Raw genomic sequence first — 20,483 nt, 5'->3', positions numbered from 1 at the left:
GCAAGCCCGCTCCCAGATTGGATTGGTGATCGATTCAGATCAAATGTGGGAGCGGGCCTGCTCGCGAAGGGGCCATCACAATCAACCAATTATGTCGCCGGCCGAATCGCCTTGATCAACGACTGCAACGAATAACCCAACCGTGGCGCCAGGCCTTCAGCCCGGGCGATCAACCCTTCCAGGTCAAGTTGCTGATCCAGTTCCGAAGGCACGATCAGAATCACGTTGCCCTCCTTCACCGGCAATTCCCAGTAATGACGGTGATACAAACCGCGCAACAAGGCTGCACCCAATGGCTTGCCATCATCGGTGGCCCATTGATTGATCACCAGCCAGCCACCCGGATTCAGGCGTTTTTGACAGTTTTCCAGAAAACTCCAGGCCAAATGCCCGACCCCCGGACCGACATCGGTATACAGGTCGACGAAAATCAGATCAGCCGGCTCGGCGCTATCGAGCAATTCCAGCGCATCGCCAACACGGATATACAGCCGCGGATCGTCATCCAGGCCCAGATATTCGATGGCCAGGCGCGGTACGTCGGGACGAAGTTCTATGGCTTCGACGTCTTCCAGCGGCAGGAACTTCAGGCACGCCTGGGTCAGCGTGCCGGCTCCGAGACCGAGGAACAGCGCGCTTTCCGGCTGCTCGTGACACAACGCACCGATCAGCATCGCCCGGGTATAGTCGTACTCCAGCCAGCTCGGATCGGCGGTGAACACACAGCTTTGCTCGATGGCATCACCGAATTCGAGAAAACGGTAGTCGGCCACTTCCAGTACGCGAATCACGCCAAACTCGTCCTGTACCTCGGCGAGCAGATGCTCGACGCGCTCCTCAGTCATCTTGTCTCCTGATCGTCACCCGGGGCGGCGACGCGATAACACCGCGCGCAGGGCACGGCAAAGGCGCGATTGTCGGCCAAGCGACGGGAACAGGTCACGCACTAATTGCTGATAACATGGTCGTCCGAGCGTAAAACATTAGAGACCGTGATGAGCCAACCCTGGAGTCCTGACAGCTGGCGCGCCCTGCCGATCCAGCAACAACCCCGATACCCCGACGCCGCGCACTTGCTGCACGTCGAGCAGACCCTGGCCAGCTACCCGCCACTGGTGTTTGCCGGCGAAGCCCGGGAGCTGCGCCGTCAGTTTGCCGAAGTGACCCAGGGTCGCGCGTTTCTGCTGCAGGGCGGCGACTGCGCCGAAAGCTTTGCAGAGTTCTCCGCCGCGAAAATCCGCGACACCTTCAAGGTGCTGCTGCAGATGGCGATCGTCATGACATTCGCTGCCGGCTGCCCGGTGGTCAAGGTCGGGCGCATGGCCGGGCAATTCGCCAAGCCCCGCTCGGCCAATGACGAGACCATCGACGGCGTGACGCTGCCTGCCTATCGGGGTGACATCGTCAACGGCATCGGTTTCGATGAAAAAAGCCGCGTGCCGGACCCGGAGCGCCTGCTGCAGTCTTATCACCAGTCCACCGCGACCCTGAACCTGTTGCGCGCGTTCGCCCAGGGCGGGTTTGCCGATTTGCATCAGGTCCACAAGTGGAATCTGGACTTCATCGCCAACTCGGCGCTGGCGGAAAAATACAGCCACCTGGCCGATCGCATCGATGAAACCCTGGCCTTCATGCGCGCTTGCGGCATGGACACTTCGCCACAACTGCGCGAAACCAGCTTCTTTACCGCCCACGAAGCGCTGCTGTTGAATTACGAAGAAGCGTTCGTGCGCCGCGACAGCCTGACCAATGATTATTACGACTGCTCGGCGCACATGCTGTGGATAGGCGACCGCACCCGCCAGCTCGACGGCGCACACGTTGAATTCCTGCGCGGGGTGAACAATCCGATTGGGGTCAAGGTCGGCCCAAGCATGAACCCTGAAGACTTGATCCGGCTGATCGACGTCCTTAATCCGGACAACGACCCCGGTCGTCTCAACCTGATTGCGCGGATGGGCGCGAACAAGGTCGGCGACCATTTGCCACAACTGATCCGCGCAGTGCAGCGTGAAGGCAAGCAGGTGCTCTGGAGCAGCGACCCGATGCATGGCAACACCATCAAGGCCAGCAGCGGTTACAAGACCCGCGACTTCGCGCAGATCCTTGGCGAGGTGAAGCAGTTCTTCCAGGTTCACCAAGCCGAAGGCAGCTATGCCGGCGGTATTCATATCGAGATGACCGGGCAGAACGTCACCGAGTGCATCGGCGGTGCCCGACCGATTACCGAAGACGGTTTGTCGGATCGTTACCACACCCATTGCGACCCGCGGATGAATGCCGATCAGTCCTTGGAGTTGGCGTTTTTGATTGCCGAAACCCTCAAGCAGGTTCGGCGGTAAATCGCGTCCCCCCATCGCGAGCAGGCTCGCTCCCACACTGGTTCTGTGTCGTTCACAAATCCAATGTGGGAGTCTGCTCGCGATGCGGCCAGTTCAATCACCTTCAATCCGTACCAATGCCACCCGCAACCGCCCTGCACTTTCGCGCTGACAATTGAGCTGAACCTGCGCCAGCCCTAGCCAGTCCGCCAGCTGCCGCAAATTGAGCGCCAGCGCCCGCATCCCCTCCCCATCCAGCCCCGGCACTTCCTCGTGCACCGCGTGCACCACCAACCGACCCGCCGCCCGCTCGGCGCGCAGATCAACCCGGGCGGCGATCCGTTCGTTGTGCAAAAACGGCAACACGTAATAGCCGTAGACCCGCTTGTCCTGTGGCGTGTAGATCTCCAGTCGATAACGAAAATCGAACAGGCGCTCGGTGCGGCTGCGCTCCCAGATCAGCGAATCAAAAGGTGAAAGCAAGGCGCTGGCTTCGACCTTGCGTGGCGACTTCGCATCGGGCAGACAAAATGCCGGCTGCCGCCAGCCCTGGACTTCACATCTCAATAACGCCCCCGCCTCAACCAGTTCCGCCAGGCGCGCACGAGCATCACCCGGGTTCAGACGGAAGTAATCTCGCAGATCCTTTTCCGTACCTATACCCAAGGCGGTTGCCGCATGCAGCAACAGGCCACGCTGAGCGTCGGCTTCCGTGAGCAGCGGCTGGGCGAGGATCGCCGAGGGAATCACCCGCTCCGGCAGGTCATAAAGCCGTTCGAATCCACGCCGCCCCGCCACAGTCACTTCACCGGCGGCAAACAACCACTCCAGCGCATGCTTCTCCGCGCTCCAGTCCCACCACGGCCCCGCCCGCTCCTGACGGGTTGACAGGCTTCCAGCAGCCAGCGCGCCCTGCTCCTCAACCGCAGCCAGGACCCGGTGAATCGTGCCTTGCTGCTCCCGGCCAAAACGCGCCAATTGCTGATAGATATCTTCGCCACGGCGCGCCCGCTGCATGCGCCAGCGCAGCAACGGATACATGGACAACGGAAGCAAGGAAGCTTCATGACCCCAGTACTCGAACAACGTGCGTCGGCGCCCCGAGCTCCAGGCAGCCTGGTCGAGCAAATCGGATGAGTAATTGCCGAGACGAGAAAACAGCGGCAGATAATGTGAGCGCACCAAAGCATTGACCGAATCGATCTGCAGAATGCCAAGGCGCTCGATCAATCGATTAATGCGTGCCGGTGTAACCAATGCGCACGGGCGACGCGCGGTAAACGCCTGGGCAGTCAGCGCCAGACGTCTGGCTTTTTTCAAGGACAGGCAAAGAAGTGCAGGCATTCAATGGCTCTGGTTGATGACGAGGCCACTCCACCTTAGCCCTCTGCGTAAAAAACGCCACCGCCGCCCTCACCGCTTCAGCGGATCTTCCCAGAAAGGCCGGCACGCTTCGCGTCTGACATCCGCCCGGCTCAAGCCGATGTCACGTAAACGATCATCGCTCAGGCGCGACAACTCGGCACGATCTCGATGCAGTTGCCGCCAGCGTGCCACTTGCACCAAGGCTCGGGAAAAATGCACAGCGCAGTTGCCCGAGGCGTTGCGCAACGATTTGGACAGGACTTTTGCAGCAGATTGTTTGTCTTCCATGACGACCATCCTCAGGATTGAGGCGGCAGTCTTGTACTGTTGGCGGGGAAGCTCCAGTCAGGTTCTATGACTGTCTGTTTCTGCTCGGCACCCACCCCACGTTTGCAGGCACTTGCCATGATTCATGGGGCGGTGACCGAATATTTCCTGCGGTTTCAATTTATTTTCCATTGCTCAAGGGATCTTGCCAGAAGTGCCGCTCGGCCTCCTGTGCGACGTCTGCTCGACTCAAGCCGATATCCTTCAAGGCTTCGTCGCTCATACCCGCCAGTAACTCGCGTTCACGATGCAATTCATACCAACGGCTGAATTTGTGCAGCAGGTCGGAGACGACATGAATTGAATGTTTTTCGGCATTGATAAAACCATGTTGACCTTTCATCTTGTTGCCCTCCGTTTGGATGGCTCAAGTCTCCCCCCGGGGCTAAGATCAATCCAACAAATGTTTCTGATGGCAACCATCTCGGAGATTGATGTATGTCGGCCTACCCGAGTATCGATACGGAAGTGCTGCGCACCTTTGTTGCGATCGCCGACCAGGGCGGCTTTACCCGCGCTGGCGAATTGGTCAATCGCACCCAGTCGGCCGTGAGCATGCAGATGAAACGGCTGGAAGAGGACGTGCTGCAGCGTCAGTTGTTCCAGCGCGACGGACGCCAGGTACGCCTGACCGCCGAAGGCCAGGTGCTACTCGGTTATGCCCGCAGAATCCTCAAGCTGCACAGCGAGGTTTTCAATACCCTGCGCGAGCCAGACATGATCGGAACGGTGCGCATCGGTACACCGGACGATTACGTGATGCGTTTCCTGCCAGGGATTCTGCGACGGTTCGCCCAGTCCTATCCGCTGATCCAGATCGAAGTGCACTGCGAATCATCCAAGCAACTGCTGATGCGCCAGGACCTGGATCTATCGATCGTCACCCGCGAGCCGGGTAGCGAAATCGGCCAGTTGTTACGCAAGGAGCGTTTTGTCTGGGCCGAAGCGCAATGCTACAGCGCCCACGAACAAACGCCGTTGCCGCTGGCGATGTTCAACAGTGATTGCTTCTGTCGTCTCTGGGCGTGCAATGCCCTCGACGCCATCGGTCGCGATTATCGCGTTGCGTACAACAGCGACAGTCTGTCGGCGATCATGGCGGTGGTCAGCGCAGGCCTGGCAATCACTGCGCAACTGGAGAGCCTGATCACTCCGGACATGCGCATTCTCGGTGAAGCAGAGGGGCTGCCACTGCTGCCGGAAGCCAGCATCGTGCTCGTGCGCAACCTGCATAATCCCTCGCCGATCACCGAATGCCTGGCCGAACACATCGCCGACGGCTTCAAACCTTAAAGGCGAGCGTTACCGCGCAGAACACCAGGAAGCCGCAAAACAGTCCTCGCAGCAATCGTTCCGGCAGCGCGTGGGCGATTTTCACGCCCCAACTGATGCTCATCAAACCGCCAACCGCCAAGGGCACACCGATCAGCCAATCCACTTGATGATGCACCGCGTAGGTCACCAGTGTGACACCGGTGCTCGGCAGGGCCAGCGCCAGGGACAACCCTTGCGCGACCACCTGGCTGGTGCCAAACAGACTGGTCAATACCGGTGTGGCGACCACTGCCCCACCCACGCCAAAAAGCCCGCCCATGGTGCCGGAAGCCGCACCCAACACGCCCAGCCATGGCCATGAGTAGTTCATCTGCGAAGTAGCCGACGAGCGAGTAGAGAACATCCGCGCCAGGTTGTAGGCCGACAGTGCGACAAGGAACGCGACAAAGCCGAGACGCATGGTTTGCGCATCCATGCCTACTGCCCAGATCGAGCCGAGCCAGGCGAAGCAGAACCCCATCGAGGCCAGTGGCAGGGCGTGATGCAATTCGATTTTGTTGCGCTGGTGATAACGCCACAGTGCCAGCATCACATTCGGTACTACCATCACCAGCGCCGTGCCTTGGGCAATTTGCTGATCCAGGCCGAACAAAACGCCCAGCAGCGGAATGGCAATCAAGCCGCCACCAATTCCGAACAACCCGCCGAGTGTGCCGAGGGCTGCGCCAAACACCAGGTACATCAAAAGCTCAATCACTGCGATTTCCCCCACTCACATCAGGCTTTGATCCTACGCAGATGTTTGTGGCGGGGAAACGCATAGCGACGCACAATGGCTTTGCCACATCCGCATAAGCGCAGAACGCCATGAATCCCAATCAACTGACCGAGCAACTTGGTTTGTTTCTCGATGTGCTGGAAACCGGCAGTTTTTCCGCCGCCTCGCGCCGCCACCCGCTGACACCTTCGGCCGTGTCACGACGGATCGACAGCCTGGAGCGTGCGGTCGGCAGCCAGTTGTTCCTTCGCAGCACCCATGCGGTACGTGCCACACCGGCGGGACTGGCCTTTGCCGAGCGCGCCCGGCGGATTGTCGCCGAGCTGCGCCTGGCCCGGGCCGAAGCTGTGTCCCTGAGCAGCGCGCCGGAAGGCCTGATCCGGGTGGATGCACCGGCGGCGTTCGGGCGGCGACACCTGGCCCCCGTGGTTGCCGACTTTTTATTGCTGTATCCCGGCCTCGACGTCCAGTTGCACTTGATCGACAGTTTTGTCGACATGCAAGGTTTGAATCTGGGCAAGGTCGATCTCGTACTGCGTGCCGGACTGATGGCTGACAGCCGATTGGTGGCCACGCCGCTTGCGAGCATGGTGCGCATCGCATGCGCCAGTCCGGATTATTTGCAGCGACGCGGAGTGCCGACCGATCCGGAGCAATTGAACGGACACGATGGCCTCGACTGGGATGGCCTCGCCCCGCCGTTCGCCTGGCGCTTCGAACGCGACGGGCAGATGTATCTGCACCGCCCGGCGCGAATCCGAATGAGCGCCAACAATGCCGAAGCATTGGTCTGCGGTGCGCTGGCCGGTTTGGGCATCGCACACTTGCCGACCTGGCTCGCCAGTGAATACCTGCTGCGCGGTGAACTGCTGCCGTTGTTCTGCGAAGCCGGCCTGCCAAAGCCGGAGAGCGCCGGTATCTACGCCTTGCGCCTGGAGCAGCAACCCAACTCCCGCAGCCGCTTGTTGCTGGAATACCTGAAAACCCGTTTCAGCCCCTTACCGCCTTGGGATCTGGTGCTGCAAACCCATCTGCAACAGCACTGACGTGGGTAAACCTTGATTGAAAATTATCTGGCGCATTAAAGATTTGGCCGCTAGATTCTATAAATCACAGATCAAGGCTTTGACATGACCACCAAACACGGCACCCCGGACAACTGCGACCATCTGTTGCTGGACAATCAGGCCTGCTTCGCCCTGCATTCCACTTCATTGATGATGACCAAGGTCTATAAACCCCTGCTGCAAGCGCTGGGCCTGACCTACCCACAATACCTGGCGATGATGGTGCTGTGGGAACGGGACGGTTTGACCGTAGGCGAAATCAGCACACGGCTGCTGACCGACCCAGGTTCGCTCACACCCCTGCTCAAGCGCCTGGAAACCGAAGGCCTGCTCAGCCGCACCCGCAGTCGCGAAGATGAACGGGTGGTGATCGTCGAACTCACCGAACAGGGCCGCGCCCTGCGCGACAAGGCCCGTGGCATCCCCCAATGCATCCTCGGCGCCAGCGGGATGACGCTGCAGCGACTGCAGAAACTGCAAGCGGAGCTACAAGAACTGCGCAGCCACCTGCAAGCCAGCCTCTAACCTCAAGTCATACAAAAAACCTGTGGGAGCGGGCTTGCTCGCGAAAGCGATGTGTCAGTCAACCTCTGGATTGCCTGACCCTGCGCCTTCGCGAGCAAGCCCGCTCCCACAGTTGTTTTTCACTGGGCAAAAATATTCATCGCTGAGAAGCCTGCCGGAAAGGCTCTAAACCGGCTCTCACAACCCGTCACATGCCGTCATCGACTTGATCACTGGGGATTTTTTCAGAATTTATATTGCGCGCTAATTATTTGCGCAATATATTCATCTCGCACTTACTTAATGCGCAAACATTTAGCGCAAAACACCAAATTCCAAATGAGGCTTCCACCATGCAAACTCTCTATACCGCAGTCGCAACTTCCACCGGTGGCCGTGACGGTCGTGCGGTTTCGAGCGACAACATCCTCGACGTCAAACTCGCTACCCCGAAAGAACTCGGCGGTGCAGGTGGCGCAGCTACCAACCCGGAGCAACTGTTCGCCGCTGGCTACTCCGCCTGCTTCATCGGCGCCCTGAAATTCGTTGCCAGCCAGAGCAAACGCAGCATCCCGAACGATACTTCGATCACCGCACACGTCGGCATTGGCCAGATCCCTGGCGGTTTCGGTCTGGACATCGACCTGCATGTCAGCCTGCCAGGACTTGAACAGGCCGACGCGCAAAGTCTGGTCGACGCCGCCCACCAGGTTTGCCCGTACTCCAACGCTACCCGTGGCAATGTAGATGTGCGTCTTCACGTTGCGGTCTAACCGTTGGCAAGTGCCCTACTGTAGGAGCGAGCAGGCTCCGGGCGGCGTACCGACGAGGAGCGTCCAGACAACGCGGGCACTCAGCAAGCCCGCGTTATCGTTAAAGACCATCGCGAGCACGCTCGCTCCTACAGGAGGCGGGTTTCATCCAGGCGAAAAAAAGCCCGACTCAATGGTCGGGCTTTTTCATTCCTCAAGCAGTGCTTATTTGGCACGGCCTTTGTAGGAACCGCCTTCGCGGGTATCGATCTCGATCATGTCGCCGATTTCGATGAAGTCAGCAACCGACAGCTCGGTACCGTTCTTCAGTTTGGCAGGCTTCATCACCTTGCCGGAAGTGTCGCCGCGGGCGGAACCTTCGGTGTAGTCAATCTGACGCACGATAGTGGTCGGCAGCTCTACGGAAACCAGGCGCTCTTCAAAGAACACGGCTTCGCAGACGTCGGTCATGCCTTCTTCGATGAATGGCAGAACGCTTTCGATGTCTTCGGCGTTCAGCTCGTACATGGTGTAGTCAGTGGTGTCCATGAACGTGTAGGTGTCGCCGTTGATGAAGGACAGGGTCGCTTCTTTACGGTCGAGGATTACGTCGTCCAGTTTGTCGTCGGCGCTGTAAACGATCTCGGTCTTGTAACCGGTCAGCAGGTTTTTCAGCTTGGTCTTCATGATCGCGCTGTTACGACCAGACTTGGTGAATTCAGCTTTCTGAACCAGCCAAGGATCGTTTTCGAGACGGATCACGGTACCGGGTTTCAGTTCTTTACCAGTTTTCATTGCGAATATCCGAATTTGGATGGGATTTACAAAAATCTAGGCCGCGTATCATATCCAATTTCCATAAAACTGTACCAGCGCCGTGGCAAGATCGGCCTGCAAGGCCTGTTCCAGACACCACTTCTCGGCGTGTTTTTCCAGCTCTGGCCAGTGTTTACGAGTGGATTGCCAGTGGTCGGTCATTTTCTCACCGGCATTCCATGCTCGCCATAGACCGCTGATCGCCTCGCCCGCAGGTTCAGACAGGCCCTTTACATAGAGTTCCAGGAAGGCTTCGAGCTTGTCCAGGTGGACGTCTTCTTCCTGCTGATAGATGTGCCAGAGCAACGGCCGGCCGGCCCATTGGGCGCGCACGAAGGAATCTTCGCCGCGCACGGCATTGAAATCGCAACACCACAACAAGCGGTCATATTGATCCTGGCGGACGAACGTCAGCACTTGCACGGTCAAGGCACCCCGTACATGCACGGCGCCGGCTGCCAGCCCCTTCTCTGCGAGCCAACACTCGACATCGCCAAGAATCCGACCTTCGGGCACCAACAGATGAGTGCTCGTCGAATCTGCGGCCATTGCATCGAGCCAACTGGCCAGCCCGGTATTTTCGTAGGCAAACAGCGAGATCAACTGCGCGCCCGGCGCGCGATCAACTCCCAGACCTTGCAGGAATGTTCGCTGGCTTTCGGGACTTTGCTGAAATTGCCGGCGCTGCTCCAGCAACTCGCGCTCACGCAACAGACCGCCGGTGCCCTTCTGGAATCCGGGGAAGAAAAAGTACTTCTGCACATTCTTGTACTTCACCGAAGGCAAGCCGTGGCAGCCAATCACCCAGTCCTCGGCGCTCAGGTAATCGAGATTCATCCACAGCGGCGGTTTTTCCCGCTCCGCCATGGCCTCCATGTAAGCGCCGGGCAACTGGCAGGCGAACGCGGCAATCACCACATCGCCAGCTTGCGTCGGCGGCCACTCGGCGGGCCACTGACGTACCTCGACACCCTGTTGCCACTGCTGCGAAAGGTGGATGTCGATATCCGGGCACAGACGCTCGAAAGCCCGCAGATCATCGACCCACAGGCGTACCGCCAGACCCTGTTCGGCTACCAGTTGCCGGGCCAGGCGCCAGGTCACGCCAATGTCGCCGAAGTTATCCACCACGGTGCAAAATATATCCCAGCGGGTTTTCAGTTCAGGCATTGCGGGCTCCCGTTGGCAAAGGCGCCGATTGTCCGCATAAATTACCCCGCGCAGAAGAGCCGACGGCAATTAATCTTCATGCGACAATCGGCACTCGCCCGCGACCCTTCGCCAGGAGGCAACCATGACCTACCGTGCCACCCCCCGCCGTCACTTGCCGATCCGGCTCAATGCCCTGCAACTGACCGGCAGTATTGCCCTCGGCGTATGGCTGGGTTTCGTCGCCATCGCGCTGACCTGCTGGCTCGCTTCGCGCCTGCTGTTCAGCGAGCAACTGGCCCCGGTCTCGGCAGCGATCGAGCAACTGGCCAAACCGCCGGTAGCGGCGCAACCGGTACCGGACATCCCGGCGCAGAGCCCGCTGTTCGACCAGTACGAAGAAAACCTGCGCAAGAACGAACAACAGCAACGACTCGACCAGGCGCGCAGCAGCGGCCGCAATCTGGCCAATCCTGCCTGCCAGTTCTGGCTGCAGCAGGACCGGACCATACCCAGCGAAAAAAGTCGCGCCAACGTCCTGCAGTTCTGCGATTGATCATGAACAAACTCAGCGTCCACCAACTGATTCTCGACAAGCTGCGGATCGATCTCGACATCGCCGAACGTGCTGCGCAAACCGCTTACGAAACCGCGACCCACGAAGAAAACATCGCCGAGAACAAGTACGACACCCTGGGCCTGGAAGCCTCTTACCTGGCGGCCGGGCAGGCCAGGCGGGTGGAGGAAATTCGCCAGTCGCTGACGCTCTGCCAGAATCTGGTACTGCGTGCCTACGACGCTCGGCGGGGCATTGAAGTGGGCGCGTTGCTCGGGCTCGAAGACGAAAAGGGTCGCGAGCAATGGCTGTTTCTGGCGCCCGACGCGGCAGGTTTGAAAGTCGATCTGGTGGGCCAGCTGATTACCGTCATCACCCCCCGCTCTCCCCTGGGCAAAAGCCTGCTGGGCAAGTTCGAGGGTGATGAGGTGGAAATTCTGGTGGCGGGTGCCCGGCAACAGTACGCTGTCACCGAGGTCGTCTAGCCAAAATCAGTGAACGGGCAGTTCGACGCCGTCGAATAGCTCTTCCAGCTCCTGCTTGTTGTGGCACGCAATGGCTTTGGCCATGACTTCGCGGGTCAGGTGCGGCGCGAACTTCTCGATGAAGTCGCACATGAACCCCCTCAGGAAGGTGCCGCGACGGAAACCGATCTTGGTCACGCTGGATTCGAACAGCTCGCTGGCATCGAGTACCACCAGGTCACTGTCGAGTTTGGTATCGACGGCCATTTTCGCCACGATGCCTACGCCCAGGCCCAGACGCACATAAGTCTTGATCACGTCGGCGTCGGCCGCAGTGAACACCACTTTCGGCGTCAGGCCGCGATGACTGAAGGCTTCGTCGAGTTTCGAACGGCCGGTGAAACCGAACACGTAAGTCACGATCGGGTATTCGGCCAGCGCTTCGAGGGTCAGCTTCGTCAGTTTGGTCAAAGGGTGGCCCTGAGGCACGACCACGCAGCGGTTCCAGCGATAGCACGGCATCATCACCAGGTCGCCGAACAGTTCCAGCGCTTCGGTGGCAATGGCGAAATCAACGGTGCCGTCAGCGGCCATTTCGGCGATCTGCATCGGCGAGCCCTGGTGCATGTGCAGGGCAACATCCGGGTATTGCTTGATGAAATTGCTGATCACCGGCGGTAGCGCATATCGCGCCTGGGTGTGAGTGGTGGCAATCGACAGCGTGCCTTTCTTCTCGTTGGAGAACTCCTGGGCAATCTGCTTGATGCTTTCGACCTTGCGCAGAATCTCGCCAGCGGTAGTGATGATGCGCTCACCGGCTGGTGTGACGCGGGTCAGGTGCTTGCCGCTGCGGGCGAAAACTTCGACGCCCAGTTCGTCTTCAAGGAGACGGATCTGTTTGCTGATACCCGGTTGAGAGGTGTAAAGGCTTTGGGCTGTAGCGGAAACGTTGAGGTCGTGGTGCGCCACTTCCCAGATGTAGCGCAATTGTTGAAGCTTCATATCAATCCCTCAAAGCAGGTAGACGCCACGGGCATCAGCGACGGTATATAACTATATTAATGGCGTGAAGAATAAATCTAGAACTTTTTTATCAGACTGCCACTATTGATGCTCTAGAAATCTCCCTGGCGACGACGTTGCACCAGCGGCACCAGATAGACCGGCACCTTGGCCAGCTGCAGCACACGCGCTGCGGTGCGCCCCAATGGCGTGTCCACACCTGCCCCCTGGCTGTGACTACCTACGATCAGCAAATCCACGGAGAGTTTCTGCGCCTGCTCCAGAATCACCTGAGCCGGATCCCCCTGCAGCACGCGTACCGCCTGGATGCGCGCCAGGTCATGCTCGCCATCCTCACCCAACTCTTCACGAAAACTGTCCAGTACGCGCTGTTCAATGTTGGCTATCACCGTATTCAGACCCTGGCTGTGGAACTCGTTCAGTGCCTGCTCATCGAGATAGCTCTGCAATACAGATTCGGCAAACAGCCCCATGGGCTCGACCGCGTGCACCACATACAAGTTGGCATTGAAGGTTCGAGCCAGCTCCAGGGCGTGCTGCATCACTACAGGTGCGTACAGTCCGAGGTCGGTGGCATACAACATCGAACGAATCATATGACCTCCTTGAGTGGCAAGATGGCTCGGATTTGATTCAGCTTAGCAGTGCCTTGGCGACTACGACGTCCGGCGTAACACATTGAACGGCGGGGTTAAACCTTTAGCTCATTGCTGATGCCATGGGGTACGTGACCGGTGGCGACGACTTCACGGGCCAATTCGCAATGCCCGGCCTGATCGTCGAAAAACACATCGGCCGCGAACGCCTCGAGAAACGCCGACTTGGTCAGGCCCCCAAGAAACAGCGACTCGTCCAGACGAATATCCCATTCGCGCAAGGTACGGATAACCCGTTCATGGGCCGGAGCCGACCGGGCCGTCACCAGGGCGGTGCGGATCGGACAGGCGTCGTCCGCAAACTCGCGCTGCAACAGATTGAGTGCGGCAAGAAACCCCTTGAACGGCCCGCCGCGCAATGGCTCACGGGCGGCTTGACGTTCGCTGGCCTGAAACGCTTCCAGACCACCGGACTGATAGACACGCTCCGACTCGTCGGAGAACAACACCGCATCGCCATCGAAGGCGATGCGCAATTCGTCACTGGCCGCGCGGCTGGCACCGCCGGACAAAATGGTCGCCGCTGCAAACCCGGCGTCCAGTGCATTGCGTACGTCTTCGGCGTGGGTCGAGAGAAACAGGTCGCAGCCAAAGGCCTTTAGATAGGGGTACGGACTGCGCCCGCCGACAAATGCCGCGCGGGAAATCGCCAGCCCGTAATGGTCGATCGAGTTGAACACCCGCAGGCCGGTGTCGGCACTGTTGCGCGACACCAGAATTACCTCGACCCGGGCGCGGCCCAGCCTGGCATTGAGGCTCAAGAGCTTTTGCACCAACGGAAAGGCATCGCCGGGTTTGAGGATTTCGTCCTCGTGTTCAATCTGATATTGCCGGTAGGCCTCGACACCACTCGCCTCGAAAACCTTGTGGCTTTCACTCAGGTCGAACAGCGCCCGCGAAGAAATCGCCAGCACCAGTTTGTCGTCAATAACCTTCGGCATGCCCTTCCCCCTCGGGTCGATCAACCCAGGTTGCGTCGATCAATAAAACTCAAGCTACGATACAACGCCTCGATGCGCGGCATCTCACATCCCGCCGCCCTGGCCACCACCAGCGCACGGGCATAGATCGCGGCCAGCTCCAGTGGTCGCTTGTGCAGGAAGTCGTGATACATGCTCGGCCAGTAGTCGGGCATATTCTCGGTGACCTTGAACAAATGCTCGGCGTAACCCGTCGGCACCTCATGACCGCAGGCGATGGCGCCCTGGACCACTTCATCCATCAATGCCTTGACCAGCATACGGCTATCGGCATCGGCCATCAGCGGTGTGGTGCTTGCCCCCAGCAAAACCGAAAGACCGTTGTAGGGAATATTCCACACCAGTTTCAGCCAGCGCGCCTGATTCAGGTTCGCCATGGCCTGGGAGTCGATGCCGGCAGCGCGGAACAGGCCGACGCCTTCTTCGACGATCGCTGTGCGCGCCGCTTCATCGGCACAACCGCTGTGATAGCCGACATGCACCGCGCCGAGCGCCTGATGAGTGATCACCCCGAGGCCTTCGCGATGGACGCAGATATAGCAAAGCCCGCCTAGCACATGCAGTGAGTCGGGGAGCAATTGGCGCAAGCTGTCTTCCACGTCCAGGCCATTTTGCAGCAGCAGCACTTTCGCCCCCGGCGCCGCGGCCCTGAGTATGGCCGGTGCCAGATCCGCGTTGCTGGTGGTTTTTGCGCCGACCAGCAACCAGTCGCAGGGTGGCATGTCTTCAGCCGACGAATAAGCCTGAACCGGATTCAACGTCAGCGCGCCATGGGGCGCGCTATCAACGTGCAGGCCGCGCTCGGCCACCGCGCTGAACTCGCTGCGCAGCAGAAAATGCACATCAAACCCTGCCCGCGCCAGCATCACACCGTAGAAACCGCCAATTGCGCCCGTCCCGATAATGCCGACTACCGGCTTGGCAACTGTCCCCTTCATGGCAACTCCTCTGCTGTTCCACCCAACGCCTGGCCCAAGGCTGCATTCAGCTCGATACGGGTCAGGCGCGATTGCAATGCCCCATAAAACTCACCGTCACGCACGACAAACAGTGCCGGCAAGTGAAAAACCGAATAACGCTCGACCAGGCCGCCGTTGTTTCCGGCATCGATCCAGCACAGTCGATCGACCGCCAGTTCGAGTCCGGGCAGTTGCTCGCGGGCATAACGGCAACTGGCGCAGCCAACGCTGGTAAACACAACCAGCGAAACACCGCTCATCGCCAGCAGCCGTTGGTCGGCGTCGAAATCGGTCAGTTCCGATTCGACCACTATACTGGGGAAAACAATGTCAGATGACCGACACATGGAGTCCGTGCTCATGGGACGTTTTCTTCCTCATCCTGACGATATACCCGTCGAATTGACCTTGCTCAAACCCGAATGCATCTCGCGGCAACAGCTGCACACTATCAGCCTGGGGGGCATGGCTTGCAATTATCACCGTGCATGGCGCCACGGTACGGCGCTGGAAGTGCGCATGCCAACCCTGAATCCGGACATGCGTTATCTGGGGTATGTCGCCTGGTGCCTGCGACGCAAGCGCGGTTATCTGGTCGGTATTGCCTTTGTCGACGAACAGACACTGTTTAGCGCCCGAATGGGCGAGCAAGTCTGCCAGATTGAGCGCTACTGTCGCCTGCATGACAGCCACGACGACCTGCAGGGTATTCAGGCCCTGGCCCTCGAATGGGTGCAGGAACATGCCAACGAATTCTCCCACGAATCGGTGCACAAGGCATTTGCCCAACCTGCGCTGGATTAGAAACATTCTCGTTTTCCCCGGCACGAGGGGAAAACTGTTTGAGAATGCCCTCCAAACCCGCGTCTGCCCATTGTCGAGCCACGGTGTAACGCGCTAAGGTTCGGCTCCCCGACGCGCTTAATTTGCTGTGCTCCGCCGCGCGGGTTCGCTGGCGGCCGCACCCGTGACCTGACGAGTAAACGATGGCTGATTTACCGATCAACGACCTAAACGTCGCCTCCAACGAGACACTGATCACTCCAGATCAGCTCAAGCGCGATATCCCCCTGAGCGACGCAGCCCTGCGCACCGTCACCAAGGGCCGCGAAGTCATTCGCAACATTCTCGATGGTACCGACCACCGCCTGTTCGTCGTCATCGGGCCTTGCTCGATCCACGACATCAAGGCGGCGCACGAGTACGCCGAGCGCCTCAAAGTGCTCGCGGCAGAAGTGTCCGATACCCTGTATCTGGTCATGCGCGTGTATTTCGAGAAACCACGAACCACCGTGGGCTGGAAAGGCTTGATCAACGACCCGTATCTGGACGACTCGTTCAAGATTCAGGATGGCTTGCACATTGGTCGCCAATTGCTGCTGGACCTGGCCGAAATGGGCCTGCCGACCGCCACCGAAGCCCTCGACCCGATCTCCCCGCAATACCTGCAGGACCTGATCAGCTGGTCGGCCATCGGCGCTCGTACGACCGAATCCCAGACCCACCGTGAGATGGCTTCCGGCCTGTCCTCGGCGGTCGGCTTCAAGAACGGCACCGACGGCGGCCTCACCGTTGCGATCAACGCCCTGCAGTCGGTTTCCAGCCCGCACCGCTTCCTGGGCATCAACCAGGAAGGTGGCGTATCGATCGTCACCACCAAGGGCAATGCCTACGGTCACGTTGTGCTGCGCGGCGGCAACGGCAAGCCGAACTATGACTCGGTGAGCGTTGCGCTGTGCGAACAGGCGCTGAACAAAGCGAAGATCAAGCCCAACATCATGGTCGATTGCAGCCACGCCAACTCCAACAAAGACCCGGCCCTGCAACCGCTGGTGATGGAGAACGTTGCCAACCAGATCCTCGAAGGCAACCAATCGATCATCGGCCTGATGGTTGAAAGCCATCTGAACTGGGGCTGCCAGGCAATCCCGAAAGACCTCGCCGATCTGCAATACGGCGTGTCGATCACCGATGCCTGCATCGACTGGACCGCCACAGAGAACACCTTGCGCAGCATGCATGCCAAGCTCAAGGATGTGCTGCCCAAGCGCGCTCGCACCTGATCGCCTGTTTGGCCGCACCAAAAACGCAGACAAAAAAACGCCGGGCTGAACCCGGCGTTTTTTTATGCGTTCGTTTTACTGAAGCTCACTGGCTCAGCTTGGCGGCATGGCGCTGATGACGTTCCATGTAGCGTTCGACGTAGGAGCACGATGGAATGACGGTGTAACCCATTTCCTCGGCGTACTGCAGAGCCTGCTCGGTCAGTGCCGCCGCAATGCCGCGACCACGCAATGCGTTGGGCACGAAGGTTCGATAGATATCCAGGGTCTGCTTCCCCAGATCCATATAGGTCAGATAGGCACGATGACCGTCCACATTGGTCTCGAACTGATGACCAGCCTGGTCATGGTGGATGGACAACGCCTCGCTCATCACTACTCCTCGCGGGTCTGGATTTCCGACCCCTACCTTACCGATGTTTTTCCGGCGAAGGAACATCTACGCCACCCCGTGCCAGAATGGACACCGAGAAGAGCTGCACCGATCTCGCGTTACCGAGCACGTACAAATAGTAGGCACCATTGGCAGAAATGCTCAAGGTACGCTCGTCATCACACAGGTTGGCGGGTGCTGCCCCAGGTCACGCAGGAAGGGCTCGACCGTAGATCCCCCCAAGGTCGAGAGCCTGAACATTGCCGGATGTTGAGACTTGAGACGAACGCCCTTTGTTAAAGTCACCTGAACATGGTGAAAGATATGGGACGCACCGCGCAAAATCCGAATAAAAGTGTAAACGAATCCATATAGACTGCCTTTAGCCAAGGTCGGCAAAAAGAGCCCGTAAACAGGGAACTTTTCCGTTGCGGCGCGCTCAGGATCGGGGCTTGTAGCTGGATATTTTTTATACAATGTCGTTAAAAGTTGCTCGAAAAAGAATCAACGCCTACAATTTTTTATGCTTCTTGCTTCACGTCAGTTTTACTTACTACAAGTAATGGGTAGTATGTACGCCGGCTATTTCCTCACTCTGAGGAGACAGTCACTTAATAGAAAGTCCTTGAAGGGGAACACGATGAACAACGTTCTGAAATTCTCTGCTCTGGCTCTGGCCGCAGTTCTGGCTACCGGTTGCAGCAGCACATCCAAAGAAACTGAAGCACGTCTGACCGCTACTGAAGACGCAGCTGCTCGCTCCCAGGCTCGTGCAGACGAAGCTTACCGTAAAGCTGATGAAGCTCTGGCTGCTGCTCAAAAAGCACAACAGACTGCTGACGAAGCTAACGAGCGTGCTCTGCGCATGCTGGACAAAGCTAGCCGCAAGTAATAATCCTTCGGGATTGTTATCAAGCCGACCCATTTTTTGGGTCGGCTTTTTTATTGCCCGGCGTTTCCTCCAGGCAATAAAAAACCCGCCGGCGCAGTCAGCGCCGGCGGGCTCTTTGCAGGCGTTACTGCTGCAGGTCGAGCGGCGTGCTCGACACCATCGGCGCAGCCGTCCCCGGTACCGCGATTTCCACCGGCAGACCGTCTTCAGCCGCAACCACATCACGCACCACATCCCAGTTCATGCGCAGGTTGTTGGTGATGTCTTCACGCTTGAGCATCGCGTTGATCACCGCGGTGTGCTTGTCGACCACCGAAGGGTTGCCCTTGTCGTCCAGCGGCGTGTGCGCTTCCAGATAAACCTTGCCGCCACTCATGCCGAACTTGTACGGGTCATTGATGATCCGCACCGACGTCCCCACCGGCACCATGCCGGCCATTTCCAGCACGTTGTTGTTGAACATGCGGAAGCAGCCATGGCTGGTGCGCATGCCGATGCCAAACTTCTTGTTCGAACCGTGGATCAGGTAGCCCGGTGTGCCCAATGTGAACTTGAACGGCCCCAGCGGGTTGTCCGGGCCTGCCGGCACCACGTTGGGCAGCGGATCACCGTCGGCGGCGTGCTCGGCCTTGATCGACGCTGGAGGGGTCCAGGTCGGGTTCGGTGTCTTCGCGGTGATGCTGGTATGGGCAATCGGCGAGCCCCAGCCCTCACGACCGATACCCAGCGGGAAGGTGTACACCACGTTCCGGCCTTTCGGGTAGTAGTAGAGGCGGTATTCGGCCAGGTTGATCACAATGCCTTCACGCGGTCCCGGCGGCAGGATGAAACGGGTCGGCAGAATGATTTCGGTGCCGGCACCCGGCAACCATGCATCGACGCCCGGGTTGGCCGCAACCATTTCCGTGTAGCCCAGGTCGTAAGCGGTACCGAGGTCGGCGAAGGTGTCTTCGTACTTGGCCTTTATCACCTGGACCTGGCCAATGATGTCTTCGCCGGGCGGTGGCAGGGGAAGCTCCAATGCTGCAACTGGGCCGGCCACAAACAGGGCAGCAAGAGTCAGGCAGCGGGTGACGGCAGGAAAGCGCGGCAACATCCGGAAAATCCTTCGTGATCAACAGAGGGTATAGGCGCGAGATTGTACACCGCTGCCCAGTGATTCGGGGAGTTGGCCGATAGTAAGCTAACGTTGCTGCTTCACAACTCGAACCGCAGTTCCGGCCAGATGGGCGAGGTGCCGCGCTTCTGCGACTCGAGGATGGCGCGGCACAGCGAACACAGGCGCTGATCCTGGAACACCCGACGATCGACGCTAGACCAGCGGGGCTGTGCCGGCAACAGGCTGCCGCACAAGGTCCGGTCTGCCGAGCCGCCCAACTCCAGTTGACGGGTCACCAGATGCACCCGCACTTCCTGGCAGGCGAACAGATCCAGCTGCTCGTCAGGCTCGATCAGTTGATAGGCAAAAAGTGACCAGGCGGGACGCGGCATCGGGGGCTCCAAATCGGGGGCGCCACCTTAGCCGAAAGCCCGCGCCTAGAAAAGAGTCATAACAGCGGTTTTAGGATGGGCCAGACATTATCCAGCAATTTGCTCTGGGCCCCGGCCGCCGGGTGTATGCCATCGGCCTGCATCAGGTCCGGATGACCGCCCACACCTTCAAGGAAAAATGGCACCAGCGGGACTTTTTTCTCCTCAGCCAGATTGCTGTAGACCTCGGCGAAGGCTGTGGTGTAGCGGGCGCCGTAATTGGGCGGCAATTGCATGCCGAGCAACAGCACCCTGGCACCGCTGGCTTGGGAGCTGTCGATCATCGACGCAAGGTTTTGTTGCAATTGTGTTGGCAACAGCCCGCGCAGACCATCGTTGCCACCCAACTCGAGGATCACCACCTCAGGCTTATGCTCTGCAAGCAGCGCAGGCAGGCGCGCCTGGCCTCCTGCACTGGTGTCACCACTGATGGAGGCATTGATCACTTTATCGTCAAAACCTTCCCCTTTGAGCCGTTGCTCCAGCAACGACACCCACCCCAACCGGGTATCCAGCCCGAAACCGGCGCTGATACTATCGCCAACGATCAGCACAGTACCGGCCGCTGCGTTCTGGGCCATGCACATCAAGGCCAGGCCGGCACTCAAAAACCACACACGCATCGGATTCTCC

The 20,483-nt window shown here is 59.0% G+C and carries 26 protein-coding genes; 10 read left to right on the top strand and 16 right to left on the bottom strand.

Going from position 1 to position 20,483, the window contains the following annotated elements; all coding sequences use genetic code 11:
• Positions 1–89: 89 nt before the first annotated feature.
• Complete coding sequence (locus ASE98_RS08595) at positions 90–845, bottom strand: spermidine synthase (protein WP_060540946.1); 756 nt, start codon at positions 843–845, stop codon at positions 90–92.
• A gap of 150 nt (positions 846–995) precedes the next feature.
• Between ASE98_RS08595 and ASE98_RS08590 the strand changes: the two genes are divergently transcribed.
• On the top strand, positions 996–2,342 hold the full coding sequence (locus ASE98_RS08590) for a class II 3-deoxy-7-phosphoheptulonate synthase (protein WP_060540945.1): 1,347 nt from the start codon (positions 996–998) through the stop codon (positions 2,340–2,342).
• Positions 2,343–2,435: 93 nt separating this feature from the next.
• Here ASE98_RS08590 and ASE98_RS08585 read toward each other — a convergent pair whose 3' ends face one another.
• From ASE98_RS08585 to ASE98_RS08575, 3 genes are all read right to left on the bottom strand, one after another.
• On the bottom strand, positions 2,436–3,665 hold the full coding sequence (locus ASE98_RS08585) for a winged helix-turn-helix domain-containing protein (protein ID WP_060540944.1): 1,230 nt from the start codon (positions 3,663–3,665) through the stop codon (positions 2,436–2,438).
• Between the two features lie 69 nt (positions 3,666–3,734).
• Positions 3,735–3,974, bottom strand: coding sequence for a DUF1127 domain-containing protein (locus ASE98_RS08580; RefSeq protein WP_082457509.1), 240 nt, complete (start codon positions 3,972–3,974; stop codon positions 3,735–3,737).
• Positions 3,975–4,134: 160 nt separating this feature from the next.
• A complete protein-coding gene (locus tag ASE98_RS08575; RefSeq protein ID WP_060540943.1) occupies positions 4,135–4,356 on the bottom strand; it encodes a DUF1127 domain-containing protein in 222 nt (73 codons plus the stop codon).
• A 95-nt stretch (positions 4,357–4,451) separates the two neighbouring features.
• On the opposite strand from ASE98_RS08575, the gene ASE98_RS08570 reads away from it, so the two are divergent.
• Positions 4,452–5,306, top strand: coding sequence for a LysR substrate-binding domain-containing protein (locus ASE98_RS08570; RefSeq protein WP_060540942.1), 855 nt, complete (start codon positions 4,452–4,454; stop codon positions 5,304–5,306).
• Here the strand turns inward: ASE98_RS08570 and ASE98_RS08565 are convergent.
• On the bottom strand, positions 5,296–6,030 hold the full coding sequence (locus tag ASE98_RS08565) for a sulfite exporter TauE/SafE family protein (RefSeq protein WP_060540941.1): 735 nt from the start codon (positions 6,028–6,030) through the stop codon (positions 5,296–5,298). The genes ASE98_RS08570 and ASE98_RS08565 overlap by 11 nt on opposite strands.
• 125 nt (positions 6,031–6,155) lie before the next feature.
• On the opposite strand from ASE98_RS08565, the gene ASE98_RS08560 reads away from it, so the two are divergent.
• The 3 genes from ASE98_RS08560 (at position 6,156) to ASE98_RS08550 (ending at position 8,410) form a co-directional block, all read left to right on the top strand.
• A complete protein-coding gene (locus ASE98_RS08560; protein ID WP_060540940.1) occupies positions 6,156–7,112 on the top strand; it encodes a LysR family transcriptional regulator in 957 nt (318 codons plus the stop codon).
• A gap of 84 nt (positions 7,113–7,196) precedes the next feature.
• Positions 7,197–7,658, top strand: a complete 462-nt coding sequence (locus ASE98_RS08555) for a MarR family winged helix-turn-helix transcriptional regulator (protein ID WP_060540939.1) — start codon at positions 7,197–7,199, stop codon at positions 7,656–7,658.
• 332 nt (positions 7,659–7,990) lie between these two features.
• Positions 7,991–8,410, top strand: a complete 420-nt coding sequence (locus tag ASE98_RS08550; protein ID WP_060540938.1) for an organic hydroperoxide resistance protein — start codon at positions 7,991–7,993, stop codon at positions 8,408–8,410.
• Between the two features lie 204 nt (positions 8,411–8,614).
• On the opposite strand, the gene ASE98_RS08545 is transcribed toward ASE98_RS08550, so the two are convergent.
• Both ASE98_RS08545 and earP read right to left on the bottom strand, forming a co-directional pair.
• Complete coding sequence (locus ASE98_RS08545; protein WP_060540937.1) at positions 8,615–9,184, bottom strand: elongation factor P; 570 nt, start codon at positions 9,182–9,184, stop codon at positions 8,615–8,617.
• 48 nt (positions 9,185–9,232) lie between these two features.
• The gene (gene earP, locus ASE98_RS08540) at positions 9,233–10,375 is read right to left on the bottom strand and encodes an elongation factor P maturation arginine rhamnosyltransferase EarP (protein WP_060540936.1); all 1,143 of its coding nucleotides are present in this window, start codon (positions 10,373–10,375) and stop codon (positions 9,233–9,235) included.
• A 124-nt stretch (positions 10,376–10,499) separates the two neighbouring features.
• Here earP and ASE98_RS08535 point away from each other — a divergent pair, with 124 nt between their 5' ends.
• Positions 10,500–10,910: a hypothetical protein gene (locus tag ASE98_RS08535; protein ID WP_060540935.1), complete on the top strand. Its 411-nt coding sequence runs from the start codon at positions 10,500–10,502 to the stop codon at positions 10,908–10,910.
• A 2-nt stretch (positions 10,911–10,912) separates the two neighbouring features.
• Entirely contained in the window at positions 10,913–11,395 is a 483-nt protein-coding gene (locus tag ASE98_RS08530) for a GreA/GreB family elongation factor (RefSeq protein ID WP_060540934.1), read from the top strand.
• Between the two features lie 6 nt (positions 11,396–11,401).
• On the opposite strand, the gene cysB is transcribed toward ASE98_RS08530, so the two are convergent.
• From cysB to ASE98_RS08505, 5 genes are all read right to left on the bottom strand, one after another.
• On the bottom strand, positions 11,402–12,376 hold the full coding sequence (gene cysB, locus ASE98_RS08525; protein WP_060540933.1) for an HTH-type transcriptional regulator CysB: 975 nt from the start codon (positions 12,374–12,376) through the stop codon (positions 11,402–11,404).
• Positions 12,377–12,489: 113 nt separating this feature from the next.
• Positions 12,490–12,993: a universal stress protein gene (locus tag ASE98_RS08520; RefSeq protein WP_060540932.1), complete on the bottom strand. Its 504-nt coding sequence runs from the start codon at positions 12,991–12,993 to the stop codon at positions 12,490–12,492.
• A gap of 95 nt (positions 12,994–13,088) precedes the next feature.
• On the bottom strand, positions 13,089–13,994 hold the full coding sequence (locus ASE98_RS08515; RefSeq protein ID WP_060540931.1) for a 5'-nucleotidase: 906 nt from the start codon (positions 13,992–13,994) through the stop codon (positions 13,089–13,091).
• A gap of 20 nt (positions 13,995–14,014) precedes the next feature.
• Positions 14,015–14,971: a putative 2-dehydropantoate 2-reductase gene (locus ASE98_RS08510; protein ID WP_060540930.1), complete on the bottom strand. Its 957-nt coding sequence runs from the start codon at positions 14,969–14,971 to the stop codon at positions 14,015–14,017.
• Positions 14,968–15,354, bottom strand: a complete 387-nt coding sequence (locus ASE98_RS08505) for a thioredoxin family protein (RefSeq protein WP_060540929.1) — start codon at positions 15,352–15,354, stop codon at positions 14,968–14,970. Before ASE98_RS08505 ends, ASE98_RS08510 begins: the two co-directional genes overlap by 4 nt.
• Between ASE98_RS08505 and ASE98_RS08500 the strand changes: the two genes are divergently transcribed.
• Positions 15,353–15,796 (top strand): PilZ domain-containing protein, encoded by a 444-nt coding sequence (locus ASE98_RS08500; protein WP_060540928.1) that lies wholly within the window; start codon positions 15,353–15,355, stop codon positions 15,794–15,796. The two genes, ASE98_RS08505 and ASE98_RS08500, sit on opposite strands and share 2 nt — an antisense overlap.
• 182 nt (positions 15,797–15,978) lie before the next feature.
• Complete coding sequence (locus ASE98_RS08495; RefSeq protein WP_060540927.1) at positions 15,979–17,055, top strand: 3-deoxy-7-phosphoheptulonate synthase; 1,077 nt, start codon at positions 15,979–15,981, stop codon at positions 17,053–17,055.
• A gap of 85 nt (positions 17,056–17,140) precedes the next feature.
• Here the strand turns inward: ASE98_RS08495 and ASE98_RS08490 are convergent, their stop codons facing one another.
• Positions 17,141–17,428 (bottom strand): GNAT family N-acetyltransferase, encoded by a 288-nt coding sequence (locus tag ASE98_RS08490; protein ID WP_020800382.1) that lies wholly within the window; start codon positions 17,426–17,428, stop codon positions 17,141–17,143.
• 640 nt (positions 17,429–18,068) lie between these two features.
• On the opposite strand from ASE98_RS08490, the gene oprI reads away from it, so the two are divergent.
• Positions 18,069–18,320, top strand: coding sequence for an outer membrane lipoprotei OprI (gene oprI / locus ASE98_RS08485; RefSeq protein WP_007943620.1), 252 nt, complete (start codon positions 18,069–18,071; stop codon positions 18,318–18,320).
• A 124-nt stretch (positions 18,321–18,444) separates the two neighbouring features.
• On the opposite strand, the gene ASE98_RS08480 is transcribed toward oprI, so the two are convergent.
• The 3 genes from ASE98_RS08480 to ASE98_RS08470 form a co-directional block, all read right to left on the bottom strand.
• The gene (locus tag ASE98_RS08480; protein WP_060540926.1) at positions 18,445–19,416 is read right to left on the bottom strand and encodes a L,D-transpeptidase family protein; all 972 of its coding nucleotides are present in this window, start codon (positions 19,414–19,416) and stop codon (positions 18,445–18,447) included.
• 101 nt (positions 19,417–19,517) lie between these two features.
• Positions 19,518–19,811: a hypothetical protein gene (locus tag ASE98_RS08475; protein ID WP_003226812.1), complete on the bottom strand. Its 294-nt coding sequence runs from the start codon at positions 19,809–19,811 to the stop codon at positions 19,518–19,520.
• A 56-nt stretch (positions 19,812–19,867) separates the two neighbouring features.
• Positions 19,868–20,473 carry an arylesterase gene (locus tag ASE98_RS08470; RefSeq protein WP_060540925.1) on the bottom strand — a complete coding sequence of 202 codons (606 nt, stop codon included), beginning with the start codon at positions 20,471–20,473 and terminating at the stop codon, positions 19,868–19,870.
• Between the last annotated feature and the right edge of the window lie 10 nt (positions 20,474–20,483).

Origin of the sequence: Pseudomonas sp. Leaf48 (assembly GCF_001421885.1) — a bacterium.
Lineage (GTDB): Bacteria > Pseudomonadota > Gammaproteobacteria > Pseudomonadales > Pseudomonadaceae > Aquipseudomonas.
Note: the sequence above shows the minus strand (reverse complement) of the source record. Positions and strands in the feature narration are given on the sequence as shown.